Genomic DNA, 23,099 nt, shown 5'->3' on the forward strand with positions numbered 1-23,099 from the left:
AGGAATGCCCCTCATGTCCACGCCCCTGCTCTCGCTCTACCACCGCCTGCAGCGCTGGCCCGCCGGCAACTGGCTGTTCTCGCGCGCGGTGTGCTTCAAGGCGCCCTACTTCGCCAGCATCGCGCCCATCATCACCGCACTGGAGCCAGGCCGCTGCGAAGGCGTGATCCGCCAGCACCGCCGCATCAACAACCACATTGGCACGGTACATGCGATCGCGATGTGCAACCTGGCCGAACTGGTCGGCGGAGTGATGGTGGACGCCAGCCTGCCGGCAGACATGCGTTGGATCCCCAAGGGCATGGAAGTGAAATACCAGGCCAAGGCCTTGGGCACGTTGAAGGCCGTGGCGACGCCAATGTTGTCCATCGTCAGTGCTGCGGACGGCTACGACCTGCCGGTGGGGGTCAGCGTGACCGATGCGGCAGGGACCGAGGTGTTCCATGCGACCATCGCAATGTGGGTATCGTCGCGCCCTCCGCGCACAGGCTGATCAACCATGACAACCACAGAACTACTGGTGCGCCTGGCAGGCATTCACAGTCTGGGGTTTGCCGCCTTCCATCTGGCGTTCTGGCGGCTGTTCGGCTGGAAACGCGAGCTCGCCCAGCTCGGCACAGCCAACCGCGCGATCATGCAGATCCTCAATCTGCGCGTGATCTATGTGTTCCTGGGAATGGGGCTGATCGCGCTGATCTTTGCCCCGGACCTGGTCGACACTCGTCTGGGGGTGGTCCTGCTGGGCTTCATGGCGGTGTTCTGGGTGGGCCGCGCACTTGAACAATTCGTCTTCCTGCGCATCAACGACTGGCGCGTACACCTGCTGACGGGCCTGTTCGTGCTGGGTGCGGCACTGCATGCCGTGCCGATGTGGCTGGGCTTCATGCGCGCCATCAGCCGCTGAGCGGCGACGCCTGCCAGCACGCGCCGACTTCAGAGCGCTCGCAACACCAGCGCCAGGATCGCCGGCACCGCCTGGATCATGAAAATGCGGCGGCTCACGCTGTAGGCGCCATAGCACCCGGCCACCACCACGCAGGCCAGCGAGAACGTCACCAGCACCGGCTGATCGATCACCAGCCCCACCACGATGCCCGCCGCCAGGAAGCCGTTGTAGAGGCCCTGGTTGGCCGCCAGCACGCGCGTGGTCTCGGCCTTCTCCGGCGTGTTGCGGAAGGTCTTCAGGCCCAGCGGGCGGGTCCACAGGAACATTTCAAGCACCAGGAAGTACAGGTGCAGCACAGCGACCAGCACGGTCAGCAACAGGGCGATCACTTGCATATCAAATCCAGCCTCCAGATGGTGATGGTCAACGCCGCATTTCTGCACCCTTGGGCGACCAACCTCTACGCGGTGTCCCATCAGGGTACGGAAGCGCCAAGGGCCCCGTCTCCACGACGGATAATGGCGAGGAGAGTTCCACACCTACTGGCTGGACCACCACTTTCCGCAGATGAACCCTTGGATGCTGCGACAACCGTTCCAGCATGTTCTCGTCAGAGCCGCGCCCTCCTGTTGCCCGAACGATCACCAACTGGATCCTGCGATAGCGACGCAGCAATTGGATGATGACATGGCAGCAATCACTGCAAGGGCGTCGCTCCGTAAAAAGATACAACACCCCCTCCATCCGCCTCCAATGGGAGAACCGGTAGAGCCGCCGAAGTGCCAGATCAAAGTAGTTGAGCAGCAGGAACTCCGAGTCGTGGTAGACCGATCGCTTGTGCGGGTACCCTGCACACTGATCGGCATGACGGAGTTGCTCCTCGCCTCCGCCAGGGCCCTGCCGCCTCTTCTGACCTCCCCTGCCGGCTCGAGACCCGCCTTTCAACCGCCCCGCGGTGAGTTGGGGAACAGCACTCAACCAGGCGTCTGGCTTCAGGTCATTGCTGCGGCGAAGGACGTTCAACTTTCCGTGTGTGGTGCGGGTAAGAACATCAAATTCCAGATCGCGTCGGGCTGCATCGACCACCCTCGCCAACGCTCGGGAGCTGGGGCCGATAACGTGCGGAAAGATGAGCCGACCGCCAAATCCACGCGCCGAGAAGTTCATCAGCCCGAGGTTGCCCTTGAGCCATCCTCCGACATCCTCCTCCTCATCAAGGGCGTTGGCGAAGAGCGTTCTCTCCAGGTTCCCATTTCGTAGCTGGCTGACCAGCTCCAGTACCGAAAACACCCATGCTTCCAACTGAGCCTCGTCCAGAACGTGGTCCTTCGCGCTCCCCTTGATCATCCCACTCTCCCCGAAACCAGACAATCAACAACCCTGCATGAGCCTATAGTTGCACGGCCTTCAAGCATCAATCGGCGCTCTATCGATCACGCGGCAGCTTCTTTTCTTCGCGCAGCACGCCGAACGCAGCCAGGGTCATGAAGCCGGCCACCAGCACGCCGCCGATGAACACCACATGCGAACCGAACAGGGTCAGCGCCTTGTGGATCCAGGTGAAGCCCAGGTCCGCGCCGCGGTACACCACCGTGTCGATCGCTGCGCCGGCCTTGTAGCGCCACTGCCGGTCCACGCGCGTGTAGATGGTCTCGCGCGCCGGCTTGGCCAGTGCGAATTCGCTGGCGCGGGTCATCACCTGCACCACCGCGACCATCAGCGGCATCGGCGAGGCCGCCAGCACCGAGAAGCCGATCAGGATCGCGAACCCCGGAATCAGCAGCGCCGGCGCGATGCCATGGCGCGACAGCAGCCAGCGGGTCAGGCCCACCTGCATCAGCAGCGCCAGCGCGTTCACCGCCAGGTCGATGCGCGAGAAGAACGCGGTACTGGCCGCCGGGTCGGTGAAGGCCGAGCGCACGATGCTGGCCTGCTGGTTGTACAGCAGCGTGCCGACGCCCACGCCGAACACCACCATCACCGCCAGCCAGCGCAGCAGCGGCTCGCGCACGATCAGTTTCAGGCCGTCCAGCACACTGCCACCCATCGGCTTCTCGCCGGACACCAGTTGCTGCTCGCGTTCGCGCAGCACCGCCCAGTGCCGGAGCCTCCAGATGCACAACAGGCACACGACCAGGAATCCCGCCGAGACCAGCATGAGGTTGGCGATGCCCACGCGCTGCGCCAGCGCACTGGTGATCAACGGTCCGAGGAACGCGCCAACGGTACCGGCCGCACCGATGTAGCCGTAGTAGGCACGCGCTTGTGCGTTGGAGAACACATCGGCCATGAAGCTCCAGAACACCGCCACCGCAAACAGGTTGAACACCATGACCCACAGGAAGAAGGCCATGCCCCGCCCTGGCACGTGACTGTCGAACAGTGCGTAGAACCCCAGCAGGGTGACGATGAAGAAGCCGTACACCACGGGAAGGAACACACGGCGCGGGAAGCGGCTGACCAGCCAGCCATAGACCGGCTGCAGCACCAGCATGATCACGAAGACGCAGGAGAAGAGGAACTGCAGGACGAAGTCCTTCAATGCGATGCCGTGGCTGGCGAACCAGGCGATCAGCACGGGCGGGAACACCGTTTCCAGGTCCGCCGAGGCCGCCATGGCCTCACGCACCGGACGCAGCACGTAGTAGCCGCTGAGCAGGCAGAAGAAGTACAGGAACGACCACCACAGCGCCGGCGACTCGCGCAGTGCCGCCATCAGTTCGCGCACTGGCCCCTTGCCCGGTGCCGCGCTCACGCAGCGCCTCTCGCCCACAGATGGCGGTTGGACAGCGGCATGGCAGGCTCCGGGGCGGTGAAGCGCGTACGTTAGCCAATGCACTGCAACATCGCCAGCGCGAGGCGCCCTTCCGCCTGCGGATGGGCCTGCGGATAGACCGCTCAGGCCGGCCCCGGATGACACGTTCCGACACACACTTCGCGGGCGCCAAAACTCCAACTTTTTCAACGAGATGCGCATTCATCTTCGCTTTGTTTGTGCACAGGGGAAAAGCGGCGCTAGAATCGCCATCAGCAGTCGCGCACGGGTCCAACCGATGAAAAAGAACAGCCTGCGTCGTCCGATCCGTTCGGCGGCCACCGGTTTGCTGGGCATGTTGATGCCCGTTGCCTTGTCCACCACCGCGCAGACACCGCCGGCGTTGCCGCCGATGCCGACCAACATCGAATCCGCTGCGGCTCCCAGCGTCGCCCACACCCAGCCGGCGGCCTACCGCACCGGCCTGGTGCCGCAGGTGCAGGCGCCGGCGGCTGGCTTCAACGTCGCCAACATCGAATCGATGGCGCAGCAGCTCACCTATGGCGAGCGCGTGCCGGGCATGGCGGTGGCGATCGTGCAGGGCGGCCGTATCCTCAGCGCGCGCGGCTATGGCGTCACCGACGTCAACAACCCGCTGCCGGTCGATGCGCACACCGTGTTCCGGCTGGCCTCGCTGTCCAAGGCCTTCGCCGGCACCATGGCTGGCCTGCTGGTCAACGACGGCACGCTGCGCTGGGACAGCAAGGTCACCGACTATGTGCCGGGCTTCCGTTTGAACTCGCCGGAAGCCACTGACCGCCTGACCGTGGCCGACGTGCTCAGCCATCGCGTCGGCCTGCCGTACAACGCCTACGACCGCGACATCGAAGGCAATGCCGAGTACTACGCGCTGACCCAGAAACTGGCCAACACCAGCCTGAAGTGCCTGCCGGGCGACTGCTACGCCTACCAGAACGTAGCCTTCAGCCTGATCGGCGACGTCGTCTATGCGGCCTCCGGCAGCTTCTACGAGCAGTCGGTCGAGCGCCGCATCTTCAAGCCGCTGGGCATGAATGATGCCAGCCTCGGCCTGGCCGGCATCCAGGCCAGCTCGCGCTGGGCGCGTCCGCACGTGCGCAGCCGCAATGGCTGGGTCTCGCTGATGCCGAAGCCTACCTATTACCGCGTTGCTCCGGCCGCTGGCGTCAACGCCAGCGCCAGCGACATGGCGCAGTGGCTGCTGGCCCACACCGGCCATCGCCCCGACGTGCTGCCGGCACCGTTGCTGGCCACCCTGCATTCGAGCCTGATCAACACGCCGGGCGAGATGCGTTCGGGCTGGCGCCGCGAGCGCCTGCACTCGGCCGGCTATGCACTGGGCTGGCGCACCTTCGATTACGCCGGCCACGACGTGGTGTTCCATGCCGGTGCCGTGCAGGGCTATCGCGGCCTGGTCGCGCTGGTGCCGGAACGCGATCTCGGTATCGCCATCATGTGGAACGGCGAAAGCAGCCTGCCCAGCGGCCTGCTGCCGACCGTGCTTGATTCCGCGCTCGGCCTGCCGACACAGCGCTGGCTGGACGTGGACACCGACTTCGGCAGCGACAACCTGATGGCCGAGGGCGCGAGCCCGGCGCAGCAGGACAAGCGCAAGGGCAAGGGTGCTTCGAGCAACCGTGCGGTGGCATCGCCACGCTGATCTGGCGGGCTCGACCGTAGGCGCAAAGGGCGGCGTGCAGGCCGCCCTTTTTTGTTGGCATGTGTAGCCGGTGCAATCGCGTCCACCGTGATGCCCTGGCCACCTCCGACAATCCCTTGCTCCACAGGTGCAGTGCCGCCTTCGCCGCGGTGGCGGCATTCACCGCACGCGGTTCCATCGAGCCGCTGAATTGATCACCCGCTTCCATGCCGCGCCTGCATGCAGGGCAACAGCGCCTGGGTCAGCCATCGCCCGGCGGAGAAGTTCAGCGCGATCACTTCCTCCCGGATACTGTCAGCGTCATCGACCGTGGTTGGCCGGGAGGGCGCCTGCGGCGACGCCCAGGCACAGCACCCGCCTCTGGCACCGGCAGGCACGCTGCGTATCAGTGCACCGGTGATCTTCGGTACGCATGCGCTGGTACCGGCACTGGCCGAGTACAGGGCGCGTCATCCGGATGTCCGGGTCGAAGCCACGCTGGCGGATCGTGTGCTCGACTTTGCCGAAGAGGGCTTCGAAGCGGCGCTGTGCATCGACAGTAGCGTGCTGGTGGCGCGTGCACTACCCGCCTATCGCCTGATGATGTGTGCCTCGCCGGGGTACCTGGCCAGGCATGGCACGCCACTCAGCGTACTGGCACGTGCCGGCCATCAATGCCGGTCGTTCGAACCGAGCGCACCTGCAAGTGGCGGCAGGCCGATGCTGGCAGGCTCGACCGTGTGCCCGACGACCGTTGCCACTCCACCCGCCTGTGCAGCTTCCTCGACGTCCTGGTGGAGCGCTTCCCGCCCCCGGCGCTGGCATTGCCCGCCGATACGCGGGCATAAAAAAACCCCCTCCCCGCTGGGCAGCCAGGGAAGGGGGTTTCAGGATGCGGCTATCGGGAAGTACTTAGATCAGCGGCGCCGGGGTTGCCGGCAGAGCGACCGGAGCGGCCTTCTTCTTGCGGGCGGCCGGCTTGCGCTTGGCAACCTTCTTCGCTGCCTTCTTCGGGGCAGCCTTCTTGGTGGCCTTCTTCGCGGTCTTCTTTACTGCCTTCTTGGCGGTCTTCTTGACGGCCTTCTTGGCAGTGGCCTTCTTCGCGACCTTCTTGGCCGGCTTGCGGGCCGTTGCCTTCTTGGCAGTCTTCTTGGTGGCCTTCTTGGCTACCTTCTTGACAGCCTTCTTGGCGGTCTTCTTGACGGCCTTCTTGGCAGCGGACTTCTTGGCTACCTTCTTCGCCGCCTTCTTCACTGCCTTCTTCGCAGTGGTCTTCTTGGCGACCTTCTTCGCAGCCTTCTTCACTGCCTTCTTGGCAGTCGCCTTCTTCGCGACCTTCTTCACTGCCTTCTTGGCAGCGGCCTTCTTCGCGACCTTCTTCACCGCTTTCTTGGCGGCGGGCTTCTTCTTCGCAGCTTTCTTGGTTGCCATGGGATGGCTCCTCGTCAGTGATAGGGAGTTGAAACGCCCAGTTGGATCAAACCCGCGGATGCTGCGTGCGGGGACCGCCGGCGCGTCAGGCGCGCCGTTACGGATGCGGCAATGCCCACCTCGATCGGCGGAGCGGGCATCGGAACGGGAGTTGCCTTGCATTTCTCCGGGGGAAGCGGGGCCATGTCCACCGTCATCAGGGTCGCGGTGGTCTTGAAGGGGCTGCTTCGCATCGGACGATTGATTCTGCGCACTCGGTTGGGCAGGCAAGGTCTGCTGAGGCGAAACCTAATCACGGTTTTTTTTACTGTCAACAACCCCCGCGAAAAATTTTCACATCCGCGCCGTTCCGGGCGCCTTCGGCGCCACCACTCTGCACGGCCTGCAACGACGGTGGAAGCGGCGCGCACGCGCGTTGCCTGCATCGATGCCAATGCAGGCGTTGATCAAAAAACACTTGAAATAAGCACTCCGCGCAGATAGGCGCAGGTTGGGCACAACAGCGTGCGCGCATCGGCGATGGTCACCGGCACCGCCGCCAACACCAGCACAACGGCACCGCAACAGGGGGCGAAAAGTTTTCACATTCGAACGCCTCGGCGCGGGGCTGAAACGCGGATTTGCGCAAAACTGCGCACGTCCATCGGCACCGTTCGTCTGTCGGCTGATGCCACGCCGAGGGTGCACAGCGAACCCCGCGTCATGAGTCCGACGCGGTCGCCAAAACAAAAACGGCCACCCGAAGGTGGCCGTGTCCGAACCCGGAAGCGACGACTCAGTGGTCGTCGTTCTCCAGGACTTCGGCGTACGCGTCCGGGTCCAGCAGTTCGTTGACCTCTTCGGCGTTGGTCAGTTCGACCACGAACATCCAGCCTTCGCCGTAGGCATCTTCGTTGATGGTTTCCGGCTTGTCGGACAGCGCCGAGTTGACCTCGACGACCGTGCCGCTGATCGGGCTGTAGACGTCCGAGGCGGCCTTCACCGACTCTACAACGGCGATCTGTTCGCCGGCCTTGGCCTCGGCGCCGACTTCGGGCAGTTCGACGTAGACCAGGTCACCCAGCAGGCCCTGGGCGTGGTCGGAAATACCGACGGTGACGCGGCCATTGCCTTCGACACGGGCCCACTCATGGGACTTGAGGAACTTGAGGTCGCCGGGGATCTCGCTCATGGGACTGCTCCAGAGATATGCAGGGGTGGAAAAAACGGGGCTAGTGTAACCAACCGGCCGCCACTGCTGTCAGTGACGACCGGCACGTTCGGATCAGGCGTCGGCGAGCACGCCGGGCTGGGCCTGGCCTTCGCGCACGAACGGGAACTTGACCACGCGCACCGGCACCTGCCGGCCACGGATGTCGACGGTGACCTCGCCGAGCTCGCCGGCCGGCACTCGGGCAAAGGCGATGCCCTTGGCCAGGGTCGGCGAGAAGGTACCGGACAGGATCTCGCCCAGGCCACTGGCGGTGGTCACCGCCTGGCCGTGGCGCAGCACGCCCTTCTCGTCCATCACCAGGCCGATCATCTGGCGCGCGGTGCCGGCGGCCTTCTGTGCTTCCAGCGCGTCGCGGCCGATGAAGTCGCGGCCTTCGTCCAGCGACACGGTCCAGGCCAGCGCCGCTTCATACGGGCTGATCGCTTCGTCCATGTCCTGGCCGTACAGGTTCATGCCGGCTTCCAGGCGCAGGGTGTCGCGCGCGCCGAGCCCGGCCGGCTTCACGCCTGCCGCCAGCAGGCGGTTCCAGAAGGCGACCACGGCATCCTGCGGCAGCAGGATCTCGAAACCGTCTTCACCGGTGTAACCGGTGCGGGCGACGAACAGCTCGACGCCGTCTTCGGACTGCGCCTGCAGGGCGGCGAAGCGGCCCAGCTTGGTCAGCGCTGCACGGTCGGCTTCGCGGGTCAGGCCGATGACGATGTCGCGCGCCTGCGGGCCCTGCACGGCGAGGATGGCCAGGTCCGGGCGCTGCTCGACGGAAACATCGAACGGTGCTGCCTGCTCGCGCAGCCAGGCCAGGTCCTTCTCGCGGGTGGAGGCGTTGACCACCATGCGGAAGAAGTCGTCGCCCAGGTAGTAGACGATCAGGTCGTCGATGACGCCGCCGCGCGGGTTCAGCATGCACGAGTACAGCGCCTTGCCGGTCACCTTCAGCTTGTCGACCGAGTTGGCCAGCAGGCGGCGCAGGAACGGCTTGACCTGCTCGCCGCGCAGGTCGACCACGGTCATGTGGCTGACGTCGAACACACCGGACTCGCGGCGCACCAGGTGGTGCTCGTCCAGCTGCGAGCCGTAGTGGATGGGCATGTCCCAACCCCCGAAATCGACCATCTTGGCGCCAAGGGCGCGGTGGGTATCGTTGAGCAGCGTCTTCTGGGTCATGACCGGGTCCGGCAGCAGAGGAAACAAGAACCGCCATTATCCCAGATCGGTCGCCCGCAGGCGTGCCGCAGCGCAGCGGTTCGTGGAAGCGGAAGCCCGGCCAGGCCCGTCCTTTCCCTTTCGGGCGAGGCAGTGGTTGCGGTGCACCGCAACCGCCTGCTACAGGTGCACCCGCCCACGCAGGATGTCGGCGAACATCACCCAGTCACCCATGAATGAATACAGCGGGTGCCGGAAGGTCGCCGGGCGGTTCTTCTCGAAGAAGAAATGGCCGACCCAGGCGAACCCGTAACCGCAGAACAGAGCAGCGAGCAGGAGCAGCGGTTGGCCGCGCAGCACGGCAGCAGCAACCAGCAGCAGCACCCCGCAGCTGCCGATGAAGTGCAGCCGCCGCGAGACCGGATGGCGGTGCTCGCTGAGATAGAACGGATAGAACTCGCGGAAGCTGGCGAAACGGGTCATGCGCGTGCTCCGGGCGGCGGGGTCACCACCATCATGCGCCTTCCCGGGAGGGAAAGCGGTCTGGACGGCCTGGCCGATTTCGACAGGGCATCGCATGATCCGGTGGCGGTGCCTTTGTAGAGTCGCGCCACGCTCGACGCTACAGGAGAGAGAGCGCGCGAGCGGTCGAGTCTGGCTCGACGCTACACCGAGGGCGCGCGCGGACCGAACATGATCACCGCCATGCCGGCCAGGCACAGGGCTGCACCGAGCAGGTCCCAGCGACTGGGACGAATGCCGTCGACCAGCCACAACCAGAACAGTGCGGTACCGATGTAGACACCACCGTAGGCGGCATAGACGCGTCCACTGGCGGTGGGATGCAGGGTCAGCAACCACGCGAACAGGGCCAGGCTGGCCGCCGCCGGCAGTAGCAACCAGACGCTGCCCCCCTTGCGCAGCCACAGCCACGGCAGGTAGCAGCCGACGATCTCGGCCAACGCGGTCAGCAGGAACAGGCCGAGCGTCTTCACGCCTTTTCCGCGGCCTTGGCGTGCTGCCACAGCGCTTCCTGCGCCTCCAGGTCCAGTGCAGCCAATGCCTCGCCCTGCGCGTCGGCCTGCGCTTCCATGGCGCGGAAGCGACGTTCGAACTTGTGGTTGGCCCCGCGCAGCGCAGCGCCCAGATCGATATCGGCGTGCCGGGCCAGGTTGGCGCAGACGAACAGCAGGTCGCCCAGCTCTTCCTGCAGGCGCGCCTTGTTGCCTGCGATGTCTCCGCGCTCGAACTCCTCGCGCAGTTCCTGCAGCTCCTCGGCCGCCTTGTCCAGCACCGGCAGCGGGCCCGGCCAGTCGAAACCGACCTTGGCCGCGCGCGACTGCAGCTTCACAGCGCGCTGCCATTCCGGCAGGCCGCGCGAGATACCGGCCAGTGCGGAGGTGTCCTGCTCGCCCTTGGCAGCACGCTCGGCGCGCTTGATCGCCTCCCAGTTGCGCATCACCCCATCGGCATCGTCGACGCTGACATCGGCGAACACGTGCGGATGGCGGCGTTGCATCTTGTCGCTGATCGCACGGGCGACCTCGGCGAAGGCGAACGCGCCCTGTTCCTCGGCCATGCGCGCATGGAACACCACCTGCAGCAGCAGGTCACCGAGCTCGTCGCAGAGATCGTCGAGGTCACCCCGGTCGATCGCATCGGCGACCTCGTAGGCTTCCTCGATGGTGTACGGGGCGATGGTCGCGAAGTTCTGTTCCAGGTCCCACGGGCAGCCACCCTGCGGATCGCGCAGGCGCGCCATGATCGACAGCAGGCGCTCGAGTTCGTTGCTGGCGGCGCTGCCGGTGGTGGGGGTGTCGTGCGCGCTCATGCGGACTCCAGGTTCAATCGGACAACCAGTCGCGCCACGGCAGGCTGGTATCACCAAGGGCAATGAAATCGCCGTTCAACAGGGTCTCGCGGCGGTTGTAGCGGAACGGCTTGCCGGTTGCGGCCGACAGCACCGCGCCACCAGCGGCATGCAGCACGCACTGGCCGGCGGCGGTATCCCATTCGGAGGTCGGGCCGAGCCGCGGATAGACATCCAGGCCACCTTCGGCGATCCGGCAGAACTTCAGCGACGAGCCCTGCGCGATGGTCTCGATGCGGCCCATGCGCGCCAGCAGCGCCTCGGTTTCCGGCGAGCGGTGCGAACGGCTGGCGGCAACGCGCAGCGGTGCGGTGGCCGGCGTGCGGGTGCGCAGCACGGTGTCGTGCAGGCCCTGCCGCCGATAGGCCAGCTCGCCGCGCATGGCATGCCAGACGATGCCGGTGACCGGCGCCAGCACCACGCCGAAGGCCGGCGCGCCCTGGTAGATCAAGGCGATGTTGACGCTGAACTCACCGTTGCGCTTGACGAACTCGCGGGTGCCGTCGAGTGGATCCACCAGCCAGTACGCGCCCCAGTGGCGGCGCTGCTCCCAGCCCACCTGCGCCGATTCCTCGGACAGGATCGGCAGGTCCGGGGTCAGCTGGCGCAGGCCCAGCTCAATGACCTGGTTGGCGGCCAGGTCGGCCGCGGTGACCGGGCTGTTGTCGTCCTTGATCTGCACCTCGAAGCCATCGGCATACACCTGCATGATGGCCTGTCCGGCTTCCTGGGCGATGGCGATGGCGGTCTCGCGCAGGTCCGTCGTCAGCTTGATCATCGCGGTCCCTGCAGCCACTGCCGGGCAATGAACAGCGCCGCCAGCGAGCGTCCCTCGGAGAAGTCCTCGCGCAGCATCAGCTGGTCCAGTTCGGCCAGCTTCCACGGCACCACTTCCAGCTCCTCCGGCTCGTCACCGGCCAGCTTTTCCGGGTACAGGTCGCGCGCCACCACCAGCCACGACTGGTGGCTCATGTAGGTCGGGGCCAGGGTCATCGCGCGCAGCACGTCGACCCGGCGCGCACCATAGCCGGCCTCTTCCTTCAGTTCGCGGTCGGCCGCCTGCTCGGGCGTCTCGCCGGCGTCGATCCGGCCCTTCACCAGCCCCAGTTCGTAACGGTGCATGCCGGCGGCGTATTCACGTACCAGCAGCACGGTTTCGTCGTCGAGCATCGGCACCACCACCACCGCACCGTGCCCACGACTGACCAGGCGTTCGAAGCGGCGGCGTTCACCGTTGGAGAACTCCAGGTCAAGATGCTGGCGCTGGAACGGCCCGTTCTCCTCATCGGTGATGCGATGGATGATCGGCAAGCGACGGCCGGCACGGTCATCGTTCATGCGGAATCTCCGCGGCGACCGGCGGCTGCGCCGGGGCCGATAGAATGTGCAGGCAGCAACATGTTCATGAGCCCGAAATGCTAGCAGACCCAACCCCCTCCCCGCTGGCCCGCCACTGGCGGCAGCGCGACCTGCAGGTGCTGTGGCACCCGTGCACGCAGATGCGTGAGCATCCGGACACCCTGCCGCTGGTGCCGATTGCCCGTGGTGAAGGCGCGTGGTTGATCGACCACGACGGCAACCGCTATCTGGATGCGGTCAGCAGCTGGTGGACCAATCTGTTCGGCCACGCCGAACCGCGCATCGGTGGCGCCATCGCCGCCCAGGCCGGGCAACTGGAACAGGTGATGCTGGCCGGTTTCGGCCACGAGCCGGCGATCACCCTGGCCGAACGCCTGCTGGCACTGGCGCCACGCCAGGCCGGCCGTGCACCGCTGGCCAAGGTGTTCTATGCCGACAACGGTTCGGCCGGCGTGGAAGTAGCGCTGAAGATGGCCTTCCAGTATTTCCAGAACCGTGCAGAGCCCCGGCGCACGCGCTTCATCGCACTCGAGAATGGCTACCACGGCGAAACCCTGGGCGCGTTGGCGCTGGGTGACATCCCGCTGTACCGCCGCGTCTATGCGCCGCTGCTGGCCGAAGGCCTGTTCGCCCCCTCGCCCGATGCCTACCTGGCCGAACCGGGCCAGAGCGCGGCCGATCGCGCGCGGCAGGCGGCCGATGGCCTGGCCACGCTGTTCGACCAGCATCCCGGCGAGATCTGTGCGGTGGTGCTGGAACCGCGCCTGCAGTGTGCCGGCGGCATGCGCATGCATGACCCGGTCTACCTGCAGCGCGTGCGCGAACTGTGCGATGCCCATGGCGCGTTCATGATCGCCGACGAGATCGCCACCGGCTTCGGCCGCACCGGCACCCTGTTCGCCTGCGAGCAGGCCGGGGTGATGCCGGACCTGATGTGCCTGTCCAAGGGCCTGACCGGCGGCTTCCTGCCACTGGCTGCCGTACTGGCGACGCAGGCGCTGTATGACGCCTTCCTCGACGACTCGCGCGAGCGCGCCTTCCTGCATTCGCACAGTTACACCGGCAACCCGCTGGCCTGCGCTGCGGCGCTGGCGACGCTGGACATCTTCCGCGACGACGATGTGATCGCGCGCAACCGGGGCATCGCCTCGGTGATGGGCACGCTGGCGGCGCCGTTTGCCGACCACCCGCACGTGGCCGACGTGCGCCAGGCCGGCATGGTGGTGGCGTTCGAGCTGTCGCGCGACGGCGACAAGCGCGCGCCGTTTGACCCGGGCCTGAGGCTGGGCCTGCAGGCCTACAAGGCCGCGCTCAAGCGCGGCGTGGTGCTGCGCCCACTGGGCGACGTGCTGTACTGGATGCCACCCTATTGCGTGGATGACGAACAACTGGAGCTGCTGGCACACACCACGCTGGCGGCCATCGACGAGGCGATTGCATGCGCGTGACCCGCTGCCCCATCGACCTGGCGCTGCACAGCGGTCAGACCGTGACCCTGCCGGAAGAGACCGCCAACCATCTGGTGCGGGTGATGCGCCTGCGCGAGGGAGACACCTGCGTGCTGTTCAACGGCGACGGCCATGACTACAGCGCCACGCTGACCGTGGCCGGCAAGCGCGAAGTGCAGGTGCGCATCGACGCGGTGCAGGCCATCGGCAACGAATCCCCGCTGGCGATCACCCTGCTGCAGGGCATCGCCCGTGGCGAGAAGATGGACCTGATCCTGCAGAAGGCGACCGAGCTGGGCGTGGCCGCGATCCTTCCGGTCAACGCCGAGCGCACCGAGGTGAAGCTGGATGCGGCACGGGCCGAGAAGCGGGTGGCGCACTGGAACAACGTGGTGACCTCGGCCTGCGGACAATCCGGGCGAGCACGCATTCCGCAGGTGGGCTCCCCGCTGTCGCTGGCGCAGGCTGCGGCGGCGCTGCCAGCCGATTCGCTGCGGCTGACCCTGGATCCGCAGGGCGCGCATCGCCTGTCGACGCTGGAAGCCGCTCCCGCGGGCGGCATCGTGATTGCGATCGGCCCGGAAGGCGGCTGGTCACCTCGCGATCGCGATCAATTGGCCGCGGCAGGATTCCAGGGGTTGCAGCTGGGGCCGCGGATCCTGCGCACGGAAACGGCCGGACTGGCCGCGATCGCGGCGTTGCAGGCGCGGTTGGGCGATCTGGGGTAAGGCGCAGCTCCCCTCGCCGGGCATGGCCCGGCCGATTCCCGATCAGGCCGCCAGCGAATCCAGCGCCGCTTCCAGCGCGTCCAGGTTCGGCAGCAGCGCGCTCTGCTCACCCAGTAGCACGCGCATGTGCACGACCTGCGGTAGGGTTTCTTCGGAGGCGTCGGCGAGCAGGCCGTCGCGCGGCACTGAGATCAGCTGCGGGAAGTTCTGCGTCAGCAGCGCGTAGTACGGGCGCTGCGCATTGCCGCTGAGGGATTTCAGCACCACCACCTTGTTGTGGCCGGCCACCGCCTCTTCGCCCAGCCCGGAAAGGCGTGCGAACGACACCAGAGGTACCTGCCAGCCATGCCAGCCGATCTCGCCGACCAGCCAGCGCGGGGCATCGGAGACCGGCTGCACCGGCACGCGCGACATCATTTCAGCCACGGTGGCATTGGGCAGCAGCACGCGCTCGTTGCCGGCCTGGATCAGGACGCCGCGGATTTCGTCATTGCTGGCGTAGCTCATGGTGCTTCTCCGTTGTCGTCCTGCTCACCCCAGCGCGCGGCAATCGCCTGCGCCAGTTCCTGCGGTTCACCGGCCACCATGCCGGCAGCAACCACCGCAGTGGCTGCAGCCGGGTCGTAGCAGCCCTCGCCCACCTGCCCCGCCACCCACGCACCGGCAGCCGCCAGGTCCAGCGCCGGGCCGACATGGGCCAGGTCGGCGCCGCTGAGCAGCACCAGCGCGGTGTGTTCGGCCGGCAATGCAGCGAGCGAAATACCAGTGGCATCGCTCTGGAAATGCAGGCCATCGCTGGCCGCGCGGACGCCGATATCATCGGCCAGCACGTGGACCTCGCCCGGTACGGCATGCTGGCCGGCCTCGGCCAACTGCACCGGCAACGGCGAAACACGCGACATCTGCTTGACCAGGTTGCCGTAGCGGCCACCATCCAGGCGCATGTGCACCAGCACCGGCACGCTCAACGACGCGGGCAGTGCGCCGAGCAGGCGACGCAAGGCATCCGGGCCACCGATGCCGGCCAGCACCAGCAACGATGCGGCGCGTGCACCGGCCGGGGCGGCGGCATCCAGATCGACCAGACTCAAATGATCGGTATCGAAGGAGGGCTGCGGCGCGGCGACCGGCGCCACGGCGTCTGCCGGTGCCGGCGCTTCGATCGATTCCTCGACCAGCGACCAGGCGGTGTGATCGAAGGAGATCGGTGGTGCCGCAGGCGCCGCCGGTTCGGCCAGCGCCTGCGGCGGCGAAGGCGGATCCAGTGGTTCGGGCACGACCGGCTGCAGCGCCGCCAGAGCCTGCTCCAGCGCGATCGGTTCGTGCAGGTGTGCCGGAGGCGAATACAGCCCGTCGGCCGGAACCTCATCGGCCCAGCTCAGCGCCTGCTCCAGGTGCGGTTGCAGGGCTTCCTCCTGCGGCACCGGCGCGGGCGCCGGATGGCCGGGCTCCAGCTGCAGGCTGGGCTCTTCCTCGGCGCCCGGCGGCAACACCTGCTGGTGGCCGTGCAGCTTGGCGGCCAGATGGCGCCCCCAACGCTGGGCCTCCCAGCCGTCGCGGCGCGCGGCCAGCTCAGCCTCATCGAACACCAGGGTCAGCCCCGGTGCCGAGAGCACGGCTTCCAGCCGTTCCAGTGCATCCTCGATGGCAGCTTCCAGCGCGATCACCACGAACTGTGGGTCTGCGGCCTGCAGGACCTGTGGCTCCAGGCCGTTCGGATCATCTTCCAGCACCAGCTGCACATCTGCATGCGACAACGCTTCGCGCAGGCGTTCGCGCGCCGCACCGGGACGGGCCAGCAGGGCGACGGCCGGGGCCGGATGGGTTTCACTCACGGACACGGGCGATCCCCAGCAGGTCGTACACGTTACGCATCAGGTCCAGTTCCTGGTACGGCTTGCCCAGATAACGCTGGACACCGATCTCGAAGGCGCGCTGGCGGTGCTTGTCGCCGCTGCGCGAGGTGATCATCACGATCGGCACATCCTTGTAGCGCGGGTCGGCGCGCATCGCGGTGGCCAGCTCGTAACCATCCATGCGGGGCATCTCGATATCCAGCAGCATCAGGTCCGGCACGCGCTCTTCCAGCCGCTCCAATGCTTCCACGCCATCGCGGGCAACACTGACTTCGAAGTTGTGGCGTTCGAGGATGCGGCCGGTCACCTTGCGCATGGTCAGCGAGTCATCGACCACCATCACCAGCGGCACCTGGCGTTCGTCGCGCGGTGCATTGGCCAGTACCGGTGCGGTCGGATTGGCCAGGAAACGGCGCACCAGCGGCGCGACGTCCAGGATCACCACCACGCGGCCATCGCCGGTGATGGTGGCACCGTAGATGCCCGGTACCGATGCAATCTGCAGGCCGACCGGCTTGACCACGATTTCGCGGTTGCCCAGCACCTGATCGATCGCCACGGCAGCGCGCAGGTCACCGGCCCGCACCAGCAGCAGCGGCACCTGGTCCTGGCCATCGGCGCGTGCCGGGGCCTGCCCGACCAGGCTGCCGAGGTCATACAGCGGGTAGTCCTCGCCGCTGTAGCGGTAGCTGCTGTCGGCGGCCTCGAAGCGTTCGCGCGACAGGCGGCCGATACCACTGACCGAGGCCACCGGCACGGCAAAGGTGGTTTCGCCGATCTGCACGAACACCGCCTGGGTGACGGCCAGTGTCTGCGGCAGGCGCAGGGTGAAGCGCACGCCCTGGCCACGCACCGACTGGATGTCAACCGAGCCACCGAGCTGGCGCACTTCGTTGCGCACCACGTCCATGCCCACGCCACGGCCCGCCAGCTGGCTGACCTGGTCGGCGGTGGAGAAGCCGGAGGCGAAGATCAGGTTGTCCAGTTCCTGCTCGTTCGGCTGCGCATCGGCGGCCAGCAGGCCACGATCGATGGCGCGGCGGCGGATCGCTTCGCGGTCCAGGCCGGCACCGTCATCGGCCACTTCCAGCACGATTTCCGAGCCTTCACGGTGCAGGCGGATGGCGACCTCGCCTTCTTCCGGCTTGCCGGCGGCACGACGCTGTTCCGGTGCTTCCAGGCCGTGGGCCACGGAGTTGCGCAGCATGTGTTCGAGCGGTGCGACCATGCGGTCGAGAACGTTGCGGTCCAGTTCGCCGTGGGTGCCTTCCAGGGTGAGGTGCACCTGCTTGCCGGTATCCATGCCGGACTGGCGGACCACACGGCGCAGGCGCGGCACCAGGCCATCGAACGGCACCATGCGCGCGCGCATCAGGCCGTCCTGCAGCTCGGAACTGACGCGCGACTGCTGTTGCAGCAGCGAATCGTACTGGCGTGACAGATCGTCGAGCACGCCCTGCAGGCCCCCGAGATCGGCCGCCGACTCGTTCAGCGCACGGCTGAGCTGCTGCAGCGTGGAGAAGCGGTCTAGTTCCAGCGGATCGAACTTCTGATCGGCCTGGTCCTGCTCGCGCTGGTAGCGGGCGACGATCTGCGCTTCGGTTTCCAGGTCGAGGCGGCGCAGCTGGTCGCGCAGTCGTGCATTGGTGCGCTCCAGTTCACCCATCGCGCCACGGAAGGCACCGAGCTGCTGTTCCAGGCGCGAGCGGTAGATCGCCACTTCACCGGCATGGTTGACGAGGCGGTCGAGCAGATCCGCGCGCACGCGCACCTGCTCCTGCTGCGGGCGCGCCAGCGGATCTTCATCGACCACGCCTTCGGCCGGCAGCGGTGCCGACAACGGCGCATCGAGCAGTACCGGTGCCGGGCTGGCGACCGGTGCCGGAGCGGTTTCAGCGACGCTCGCCACGTTCGCTGCGGCTGCGGCAGCCGCAGCGATATCGGTGGTGGTACGCACTTCGAACGCGTCGACCAGGTCCTGCGCCGGTTCCACCACGCGGTGGTCACCGGTGCGGGTCAGCAGCTGGTGCAGGCGATCGAATCCGCGCTCCAGCAGCTGGACATCGCGGCGTTCGATTTCGGTGCGACCGGCGGCAACGGCTTCCAGCAACGATTCAATGCTGTGGCCGAGATCGCCGATGGCGTTGATGCCAGCCATGCGTGCGCCACCCTTCAGGGTGTGCAGGTCACGCTGCAGGCCAGCCAGCACCTCACGGTCCTGCGGCGCATCGCGCAGCTCGCTGATCAGGCCATCGCAGTGGTCGAGCAGGTCCTTGCCTTCCTCGACGAAGATGTCCACCAGCTCGCGATCGTAGACACTGAAGTCGAGCGCATCGGCGCTGTCTTCGAGCACCGGCATGGCAAGGACTTCGGCTGCCACGGTCTCAGGTGCGACGACGTCAGGCGCGTCGGTGGCCACGGCATCCGATGCGGCAACCGCATCGACGTCGACGGCTTCGACGCGGACGTCCGCCTGGCCCGGCGCGTCTTCCAGTTCGAAGAAGCGCACCGGTTCGGCGGTGGCCGGCGCAGCGGCCTCCGCGATCTCCTCATTCACCGTCGCCGGGGACGGCTGATCGGCGCTCTCTCCTTCACCGATCGCCGCCTCCCCGCCGACGTCCGCATCCTCGGCAAAGGCTTCCGCCTCGCCCGGCGCGAGTTCGCTGGCCTGCAGGCCGAGCACGGGCCATTGCCCGTCGTCGGCCAGGGGCTGCTCTTCGTCGATCACGTGCAGGCCGGCCTCGAGCGCGGCTTCCAGCGAGACCGGTTCTGCAAACCCCGGCGCAGCCATTTCATCCTGCAGGCTCGACAGCTCGCTGTCGAGTGGCAGTGCAGCAGGCGTTTCGAACGCCACGGCATCAGCGACGTGCGCGTAGTCGGCCGATGGCGCATTCAGGTCAGATGCGACGGCTCCGACACCGGCCGGGATCTCTTCGGCGTCGCGGTCGTCGACCGGCAGCGCACTGGCATCCAGATACGGCGACAGATCGTCCACGACGGTCAGACCGGCACCGTCGGACAGCGGCGGCAGGCTTTCGGACTCCGCCCCGACGCCGGCTACGGCGACGCCCGGAACATCGCCGGCCACCTGGATCGATTCGACCACCGGCAGCGTCGCCTCCCCCTCACCCGGTACCGACGGCCATCCGGCATCGAAGTAGCGCGAAAGATCGTCGCTGGCGGTCAGCTCACCGACCTCCAGCCCGGCCTCGATCGCCACGTCGGCGACCGGGGCGTGCGCAGTATCGACATGTGCCTCCGGTTCCTGCTCCGGTGCGGCAAACGAAAGCGGCACCGCATCGGCTTCACGCGCGACGACCGTCGATGCGTCCGCGTCCAGTTCCACCGCCGGTTCGTCATCCAGCGCCAGATCGTCTTCGTCGTCCTCCAGGCCCACCATCGGCCAGCGCGCTTCCGGCAACGCACCGGCCAGCGCCTGCAGGCGCTGTGCCAGTACCTGTTGCGGCGCAATGCGCGGCTGTTCGGCCTGCAACGCTTCCATGGTGGCGGTGATCGCCTGCGCCGTCGCATCCAGGGCGGCCACGCCTTCATCACCCGGGACCACCTCAGCGGCCAGTGCGCGCTTGATGTAGGACTCCGCACCGCCGGTCACAGCCGTGATCTCGGGCACTTCGGTCATCGCGAAGGCGCCGTTCATGGTGTGCACCGCACGCAGCAGTGCATCGCTGACCGGTTGCGGTGCCTGCTGCGCCGAACGCAGCCAGTCCTGCAGGGTGGCCTGGTGGACTTCCACCTCGGCCTCGAGAATCTCGCGCAGTACGCTGTCGATGTTGGCCGGTGTGCCGGCGACTTCGGCCTCCTCAGCGGTATCGGCCAGCGCCGAAACGGCAGCCTCCGCGTCGAGAATGCGGCTGATCTCGTCTTCGCCGTCGGCTTCGGCAACCGGTACAACCGGCGCAGCCGCACCCGGCAGCGGTACGTAGTAGGTTTCCTCGCCTGCACCGACACGATCGGCAATGGCCTGCATGGCCTGCAGGTCGACGCTGATGCGCTGGCCGTGGCGCAGTGCTGCGTTCAGCTGTGGCAGCGCCGCATGTGCGTTGTCGACCATCGCCAGCACCGCCGGCGACGCGGCGCGGCTGCCATCCAGCACGCGGTTGAGCATGCCTTCGATCTTCCACGCGAACTCGCCCAGCGTGCGTGCGCCAACCAGCCGGCCACTGCCCTTCAGGGTATGGAAGATGCGGCGGATCGGGCGCAGCCGGTCCATGTTGTCCGGCTGCATGCGCCACGCTGGCAGCAGCGTGCCGAGATTGGCCAGCTCATCGTCGAACTCTTCCAGGAACACCTCGCGGATGTCCTCGTCGATGTTCTCGGCGTCGTCATCGAAGCCGGCGTCGAAGCCCGCATTCGCGTCGGCATTGGCGTCGGCGTCGGTCGCAACCACCGCCTCCGGTGCCGCCGCGGCGGGCATTGCCTGCGGATTGAAGCCGGCAGCGGCTGCACTCAGTTCGGCAAAGAACTGGGCGTCGGCTTCGCTGAAATCGATCGGCGCGATGGTGTCGATATCGATCATCGACACGGCCGGTGCGGACGTTTCCGTTGCACGAGCGGCATCGATCAACGGTGGCGTGATCGACGGTACCGGCAGGTCATCCGGAGCCTCATCCGCCTCGACCTGCGACGCAGGCGATGCATCGGCCAGTGGTGGCGCCACGGCATCAACGATCTCCAGCGACGGGTGCAACCCGGCGTCATCGTCCAGCGACAGCGTTTCCATCGCATGCAGCGACAGCACGTCGTCAGCGTTATCCAGCGCGTCGGCGTCGAAGCGGAACACCACGTCGGCCACGGCAGCCGCATCCTGCTCGGCCGCTACCGGATCGAACACCGGTGCAGCATCGAATCCGGTCGCGGACGAACCCACGACGTCCGTCGTCTCGTCGATGGCAGGCGCTGCGGTTTCCTCAAGCACCTGCGGTGCCTCGGACAGCGACCACTGCGGTGCACCGGACTGACCGCTGTCAGCCAGCTCGAAGCTGACCGGATCGAAACTGGCGAAGGTCGGGCTGCGTTCGTCATCGGCAGGCGCGACCACGTCGGTCTCCGGATGGAACGGCGCCAGCTCCCACTGCGGGACATCCGGCGCGGGAGCGCTGGACGCAGCGAAAACCAGCGCTGCCTCTGCCTCATTCTGCGTCGGCAACGGCGAGGCATCGGCATCACCCGTGCTGGCGGCCACGGCTGCCACCGTGCCGAGTGCACCGAACATCAGGCGATTGTCGGACACCATTGGCGCCGGGGTGGCCGGCGGCGGGTCAAAGGTGAAGTCCGGCAGCGGCGTCGGCACGTCGCCGGCAGCGGGCGCAGCAGGCTGCACCGGAATCTCGATGCGCTCCGGCTGCAGCGGTTCGGCCTGCAGGGCGACCGGTTCCGGTTCGACCGGCAGCACCACCCGCGCATCCGGCGCAGCGGCGTTGCGCTCGGGCAGCGGCCAGTAGCGCAGTGCTTCGAGGCTGCTGCGGGTGATTTCGAGGATGTCTTCGCGGCCCGGGCGACGGTCGCGCAGGGCTTCCAGGTAGTACTCCAGGCTGGCCATGGCATCGGCCAGGGTGTCCAGCTGGCGGCCGCTGGGCACGCGCTGCCGGCCGATCAGTTCGGCTTCGATGTACTGCTGCACGCCGCGCAGGTAGTCGGCGGCGGTGCCCAGGTCGAGCATGCGCAGCGCGCCGGACACATCGCCCAGCAGTCGCGGTACATCCTTCAGCTCGGCATGGTTCCAGCTGGTTTCGATGAAGGCGACGAAATGCTCGCGGGCGGCAGCGAAGTTGGCGATGGCTTCATGTGCCAGCACCTCCACCGTACGCCGGTTCTCCACCGCGCTCGGATCGTCCTCGCCACTGCCACCGGCACCCAGGTGGGCGACCTGGTCGTCCAGCGAGGCGTCGACGTACAGCAGCGCACCGGCGATATCCAGCAGCAGGTTCTCGTCGATCTGCTGGCGGCCCTCGACCACGCCACGCAGCGCGTCGCGCTGCTGCACGACCACGCCGCGGGCCACGCCCAGGCCCATCATGCCCAGCGTGTCGGCCACCGCGCCCAGCTCGTTGGCCTGGGTCTGCAGCTGTTCCGGCGCACCGCCGGTGCGCAGGTGCAGGTCAAGCGCATCCTTGATGCGCAGCAGTTCTTCCTTCACCGCGCTGCCGACCGTATCGAGCAGCTCGCGGTTGCGCCCGCTCAGGCTGCCACGGGCATGGTCCAGCTCGGCCTCGGTGGCGGTGACGCTGTCCGGCGCAAAGGCCAGCAGCACGCTGTCATTGACGCCTTCTTCGCCACGCGCCGCGCGGATCTCGTTGAGCAGCGGCATCAGCACGATCGGAATGTCGCGATGGCCGTTCTGCAGGCGTTCCAGATAGTCAGGCAGCAGCACGCTGCCGCGCATCAGGGTCGCGCAGGCTTCGTCACGGTCGGCCACGCGGCCGGCGCCGATGGCGTTGGCCAGCTGTTCCAGCTCTTCGGCCACCATCGCCGGGGCATACAGCTCGACCATGCGCAGGGTGCCCTGCACCTGGTGCAGGTAACCGGCGCAGATGCGCATGCGGCTGGCATCGGTGGGATCTTCCGCGTAGTACTCGACCTCGTTGCGCACCTGGCGCAGGGTCTCGTCCAGCTCGGGCTTGACCCAGCCCAGCGCTGCGTGGCTCATCGCATCGCGCAGACTGCTCATGGACGCGCTCCGTTCGCCGCCGCGCGGTGGCCGCGCGAGTTCTG

Annotated in this window: 21 protein-coding genes and 1 pseudogene; 8 read left to right on the forward strand and 14 right to left on the reverse strand. The window is 67.1% G+C overall.

Features of this window, described 5'->3' with window-relative positions; all coding sequences use genetic code 11:
- Positions 1-13: 13 nt before the first annotated feature.
- Together V3B30_RS17360 and V3B30_RS17365 are read left to right on the forward strand one after the other, a co-directional pair.
- A complete protein-coding gene (locus V3B30_RS17360; protein WP_262082861.1) occupies positions 14-493 on the forward strand; it encodes a hotdog fold domain-containing protein in 480 nt (159 codons plus the stop codon).
- A 27-nt stretch (positions 494-520) separates the two neighbouring features.
- On the forward strand, positions 521-904 hold the full coding sequence (locus V3B30_RS17365; RefSeq protein WP_232289652.1) for a hypothetical protein: 384 nt from the start codon (positions 521-523) through the stop codon (positions 902-904).
- Between the two features lie 29 nt (positions 905-933).
- Here the strand turns inward: V3B30_RS17365 and V3B30_RS17370 are convergent, their stop codons facing one another.
- The 3 genes from V3B30_RS17370 to V3B30_RS17380 all read right to left on the reverse strand — a co-directional run bounded on the left by V3B30_RS17370 (position 934) and on the right by V3B30_RS17380 (position 3,602).
- Positions 934-1,281, reverse strand: a complete 348-nt coding sequence (locus tag V3B30_RS17370) for a DUF1304 domain-containing protein (RefSeq protein ID WP_014038168.1) — start codon at positions 1,279-1,281, stop codon at positions 934-936.
- 28 nt (positions 1,282-1,309) lie between these two features.
- On the reverse strand, positions 1,310-2,233 hold the full coding sequence (locus tag V3B30_RS17375; RefSeq protein WP_099562610.1) for a hypothetical protein: 924 nt from the start codon (positions 2,231-2,233) through the stop codon (positions 1,310-1,312).
- A gap of 79 nt (positions 2,234-2,312) precedes the next feature.
- Complete coding sequence (locus V3B30_RS17380) at positions 2,313-3,602, reverse strand: MFS transporter (protein ID WP_262082922.1); 1,290 nt, start codon at positions 3,600-3,602, stop codon at positions 2,313-2,315.
- 337 nt (positions 3,603-3,939) lie between these two features.
- Between V3B30_RS17380 and V3B30_RS17385 the strand changes: the two genes are divergently transcribed.
- The 3 genes and pseudogenes from V3B30_RS17385 to V3B30_RS17395 all read left to right on the forward strand — a co-directional run bounded on the left by V3B30_RS17385 (position 3,940) and on the right by V3B30_RS17395 (position 6,167).
- The gene (locus V3B30_RS17385) at positions 3,940-5,340 is read left to right on the forward strand and encodes a serine hydrolase domain-containing protein (protein WP_100473638.1); all 1,401 of its coding nucleotides are present in this window, start codon (positions 3,940-3,942) and stop codon (positions 5,338-5,340) included.
- 219 nt (positions 5,341-5,559) lie between these two features.
- Positions 5,560-5,958, forward strand: a pseudogene (locus V3B30_RS17390) (LysR substrate-binding domain-containing protein); the annotation flags it as partial.
- Between the two features lie 35 nt (positions 5,959-5,993).
- Complete coding sequence (locus V3B30_RS17395; protein WP_262082925.1) at positions 5,994-6,167, forward strand: hypothetical protein; 174 nt, start codon at positions 5,994-5,996, stop codon at positions 6,165-6,167.
- 64 nt (positions 6,168-6,231) lie between these two features.
- Here the strand turns inward: V3B30_RS17395 and V3B30_RS17400 are convergent, their stop codons facing one another.
- Positions 6,232-6,750: a histone gene (locus V3B30_RS17400; protein ID WP_100473639.1), complete on the reverse strand. Its 519-nt coding sequence runs from the start codon at positions 6,748-6,750 to the stop codon at positions 6,232-6,234.
- Positions 6,751-6,933: 183 nt separating this feature from the next.
- Here V3B30_RS17400 and V3B30_RS17405 point away from each other — a divergent pair, with 183 nt between their 5' ends.
- Positions 6,934-7,233: a hypothetical protein gene (locus V3B30_RS17405; RefSeq protein WP_262082862.1), complete on the forward strand. Its 300-nt coding sequence runs from the start codon at positions 6,934-6,936 to the stop codon at positions 7,231-7,233.
- Positions 7,234-7,525: 292 nt separating this feature from the next.
- Here V3B30_RS17405 and gcvH read toward each other — a convergent pair whose 3' ends face one another.
- The 7 genes from gcvH to nudE form a co-directional block, all read right to left on the reverse strand.
- Positions 7,526-7,921 (reverse strand): glycine cleavage system protein GcvH, encoded by a 396-nt coding sequence (gcvH, locus tag V3B30_RS17410; protein ID WP_100473640.1) that lies wholly within the window; start codon positions 7,919-7,921, stop codon positions 7,526-7,528.
- A 93-nt stretch (positions 7,922-8,014) separates the two neighbouring features.
- On the reverse strand, positions 8,015-9,127 hold the full coding sequence (gcvT, locus tag V3B30_RS17415; protein WP_100473641.1) for a glycine cleavage system aminomethyltransferase GcvT: 1,113 nt from the start codon (positions 9,125-9,127) through the stop codon (positions 8,015-8,017).
- A 159-nt stretch (positions 9,128-9,286) separates the two neighbouring features.
- Positions 9,287-9,589: a DUF962 domain-containing protein gene (locus tag V3B30_RS17420; RefSeq protein WP_100473642.1), complete on the reverse strand. Its 303-nt coding sequence runs from the start codon at positions 9,587-9,589 to the stop codon at positions 9,287-9,289.
- A gap of 182 nt (positions 9,590-9,771) precedes the next feature.
- Complete coding sequence (locus tag V3B30_RS17425) at positions 9,772-10,101, reverse strand: YnfA family protein (protein ID WP_100473643.1); 330 nt, start codon at positions 10,099-10,101, stop codon at positions 9,772-9,774.
- Positions 10,098-10,937: a nucleoside triphosphate pyrophosphohydrolase gene (mazG, locus tag V3B30_RS17430; RefSeq protein WP_100473644.1), complete on the reverse strand. Its 840-nt coding sequence runs from the start codon at positions 10,935-10,937 to the stop codon at positions 10,098-10,100. Before mazG ends, V3B30_RS17425 begins: the two co-directional genes overlap by 4 nt.
- 13 nt (positions 10,938-10,950) lie before the next feature.
- A complete protein-coding gene (gene cysQ, locus V3B30_RS17435) occupies positions 10,951-11,754 on the reverse strand; it encodes a 3'(2'),5'-bisphosphate nucleotidase CysQ (RefSeq protein WP_100440360.1) in 804 nt (267 codons plus the stop codon).
- Positions 11,751-12,314 (reverse strand): ADP compounds hydrolase NudE, encoded by a 564-nt coding sequence (gene nudE, locus V3B30_RS17440; protein ID WP_100473645.1) that lies wholly within the window; start codon positions 12,312-12,314, stop codon positions 11,751-11,753. Before nudE ends, cysQ begins: the two co-directional genes overlap by 4 nt.
- Positions 12,315-12,391: 77 nt before the next feature.
- Here nudE and bioA point away from each other — a divergent pair, with 77 nt between their 5' ends.
- Both bioA and V3B30_RS17450 read left to right on the forward strand, forming a co-directional pair.
- Positions 12,392-13,783 carry an adenosylmethionine--8-amino-7-oxononanoate transaminase gene (gene bioA, locus V3B30_RS17445; RefSeq protein ID WP_262082863.1) on the forward strand — a complete coding sequence of 464 codons (1,392 nt, stop codon included), beginning with the start codon at positions 12,392-12,394 and terminating at the stop codon, positions 13,781-13,783.
- Positions 13,774-14,511, forward strand: coding sequence for a 16S rRNA (uracil(1498)-N(3))-methyltransferase (locus V3B30_RS17450; RefSeq protein WP_087923379.1), 738 nt, complete (start codon positions 13,774-13,776; stop codon positions 14,509-14,511). The genes bioA and V3B30_RS17450 overlap by 10 nt, the downstream gene beginning before the upstream one ends.
- 42 nt (positions 14,512-14,553) lie before the next feature.
- Here V3B30_RS17450 and V3B30_RS17455 read toward each other — a convergent pair whose 3' ends face one another.
- Genes V3B30_RS17455 through V3B30_RS17465 form a run of 3 tightly spaced genes read right to left on the reverse strand, consistent with a single transcriptional unit; the run spans position 14,554 to position 23,055 of the window.
- Positions 14,554-15,018 carry a chemotaxis protein CheW gene (locus tag V3B30_RS17455; RefSeq protein WP_100473648.1) on the reverse strand — a complete coding sequence of 155 codons (465 nt, stop codon included), beginning with the start codon at positions 15,016-15,018 and terminating at the stop codon, positions 14,554-14,556.
- Positions 15,015-16,352, reverse strand: a complete 1,338-nt coding sequence (locus V3B30_RS17460) for a chemotaxis protein CheB (protein ID WP_100473649.1) — start codon at positions 16,350-16,352, stop codon at positions 15,015-15,017. The genes V3B30_RS17455 and V3B30_RS17460 overlap by 4 nt, the downstream gene beginning before the upstream one ends.
- Entirely contained in the window at positions 16,339-23,055 is a 6,717-nt protein-coding gene (locus V3B30_RS17465; RefSeq protein WP_262082864.1) for an Hpt domain-containing protein, read from the reverse strand. Before V3B30_RS17465 ends, V3B30_RS17460 begins: the two co-directional genes overlap by 14 nt.
- Between the last annotated feature and the right edge of the window lie 44 nt (positions 23,056-23,099).

It is taken from the genome of Stenotrophomonas sp. SMYL41 (assembly GCF_036319965.1).
In the GTDB taxonomy this organism is placed as follows: Bacteria; Pseudomonadota; Gammaproteobacteria; order Xanthomonadales; family Xanthomonadaceae; genus Stenotrophomonas; species Stenotrophomonas maltophilia_R.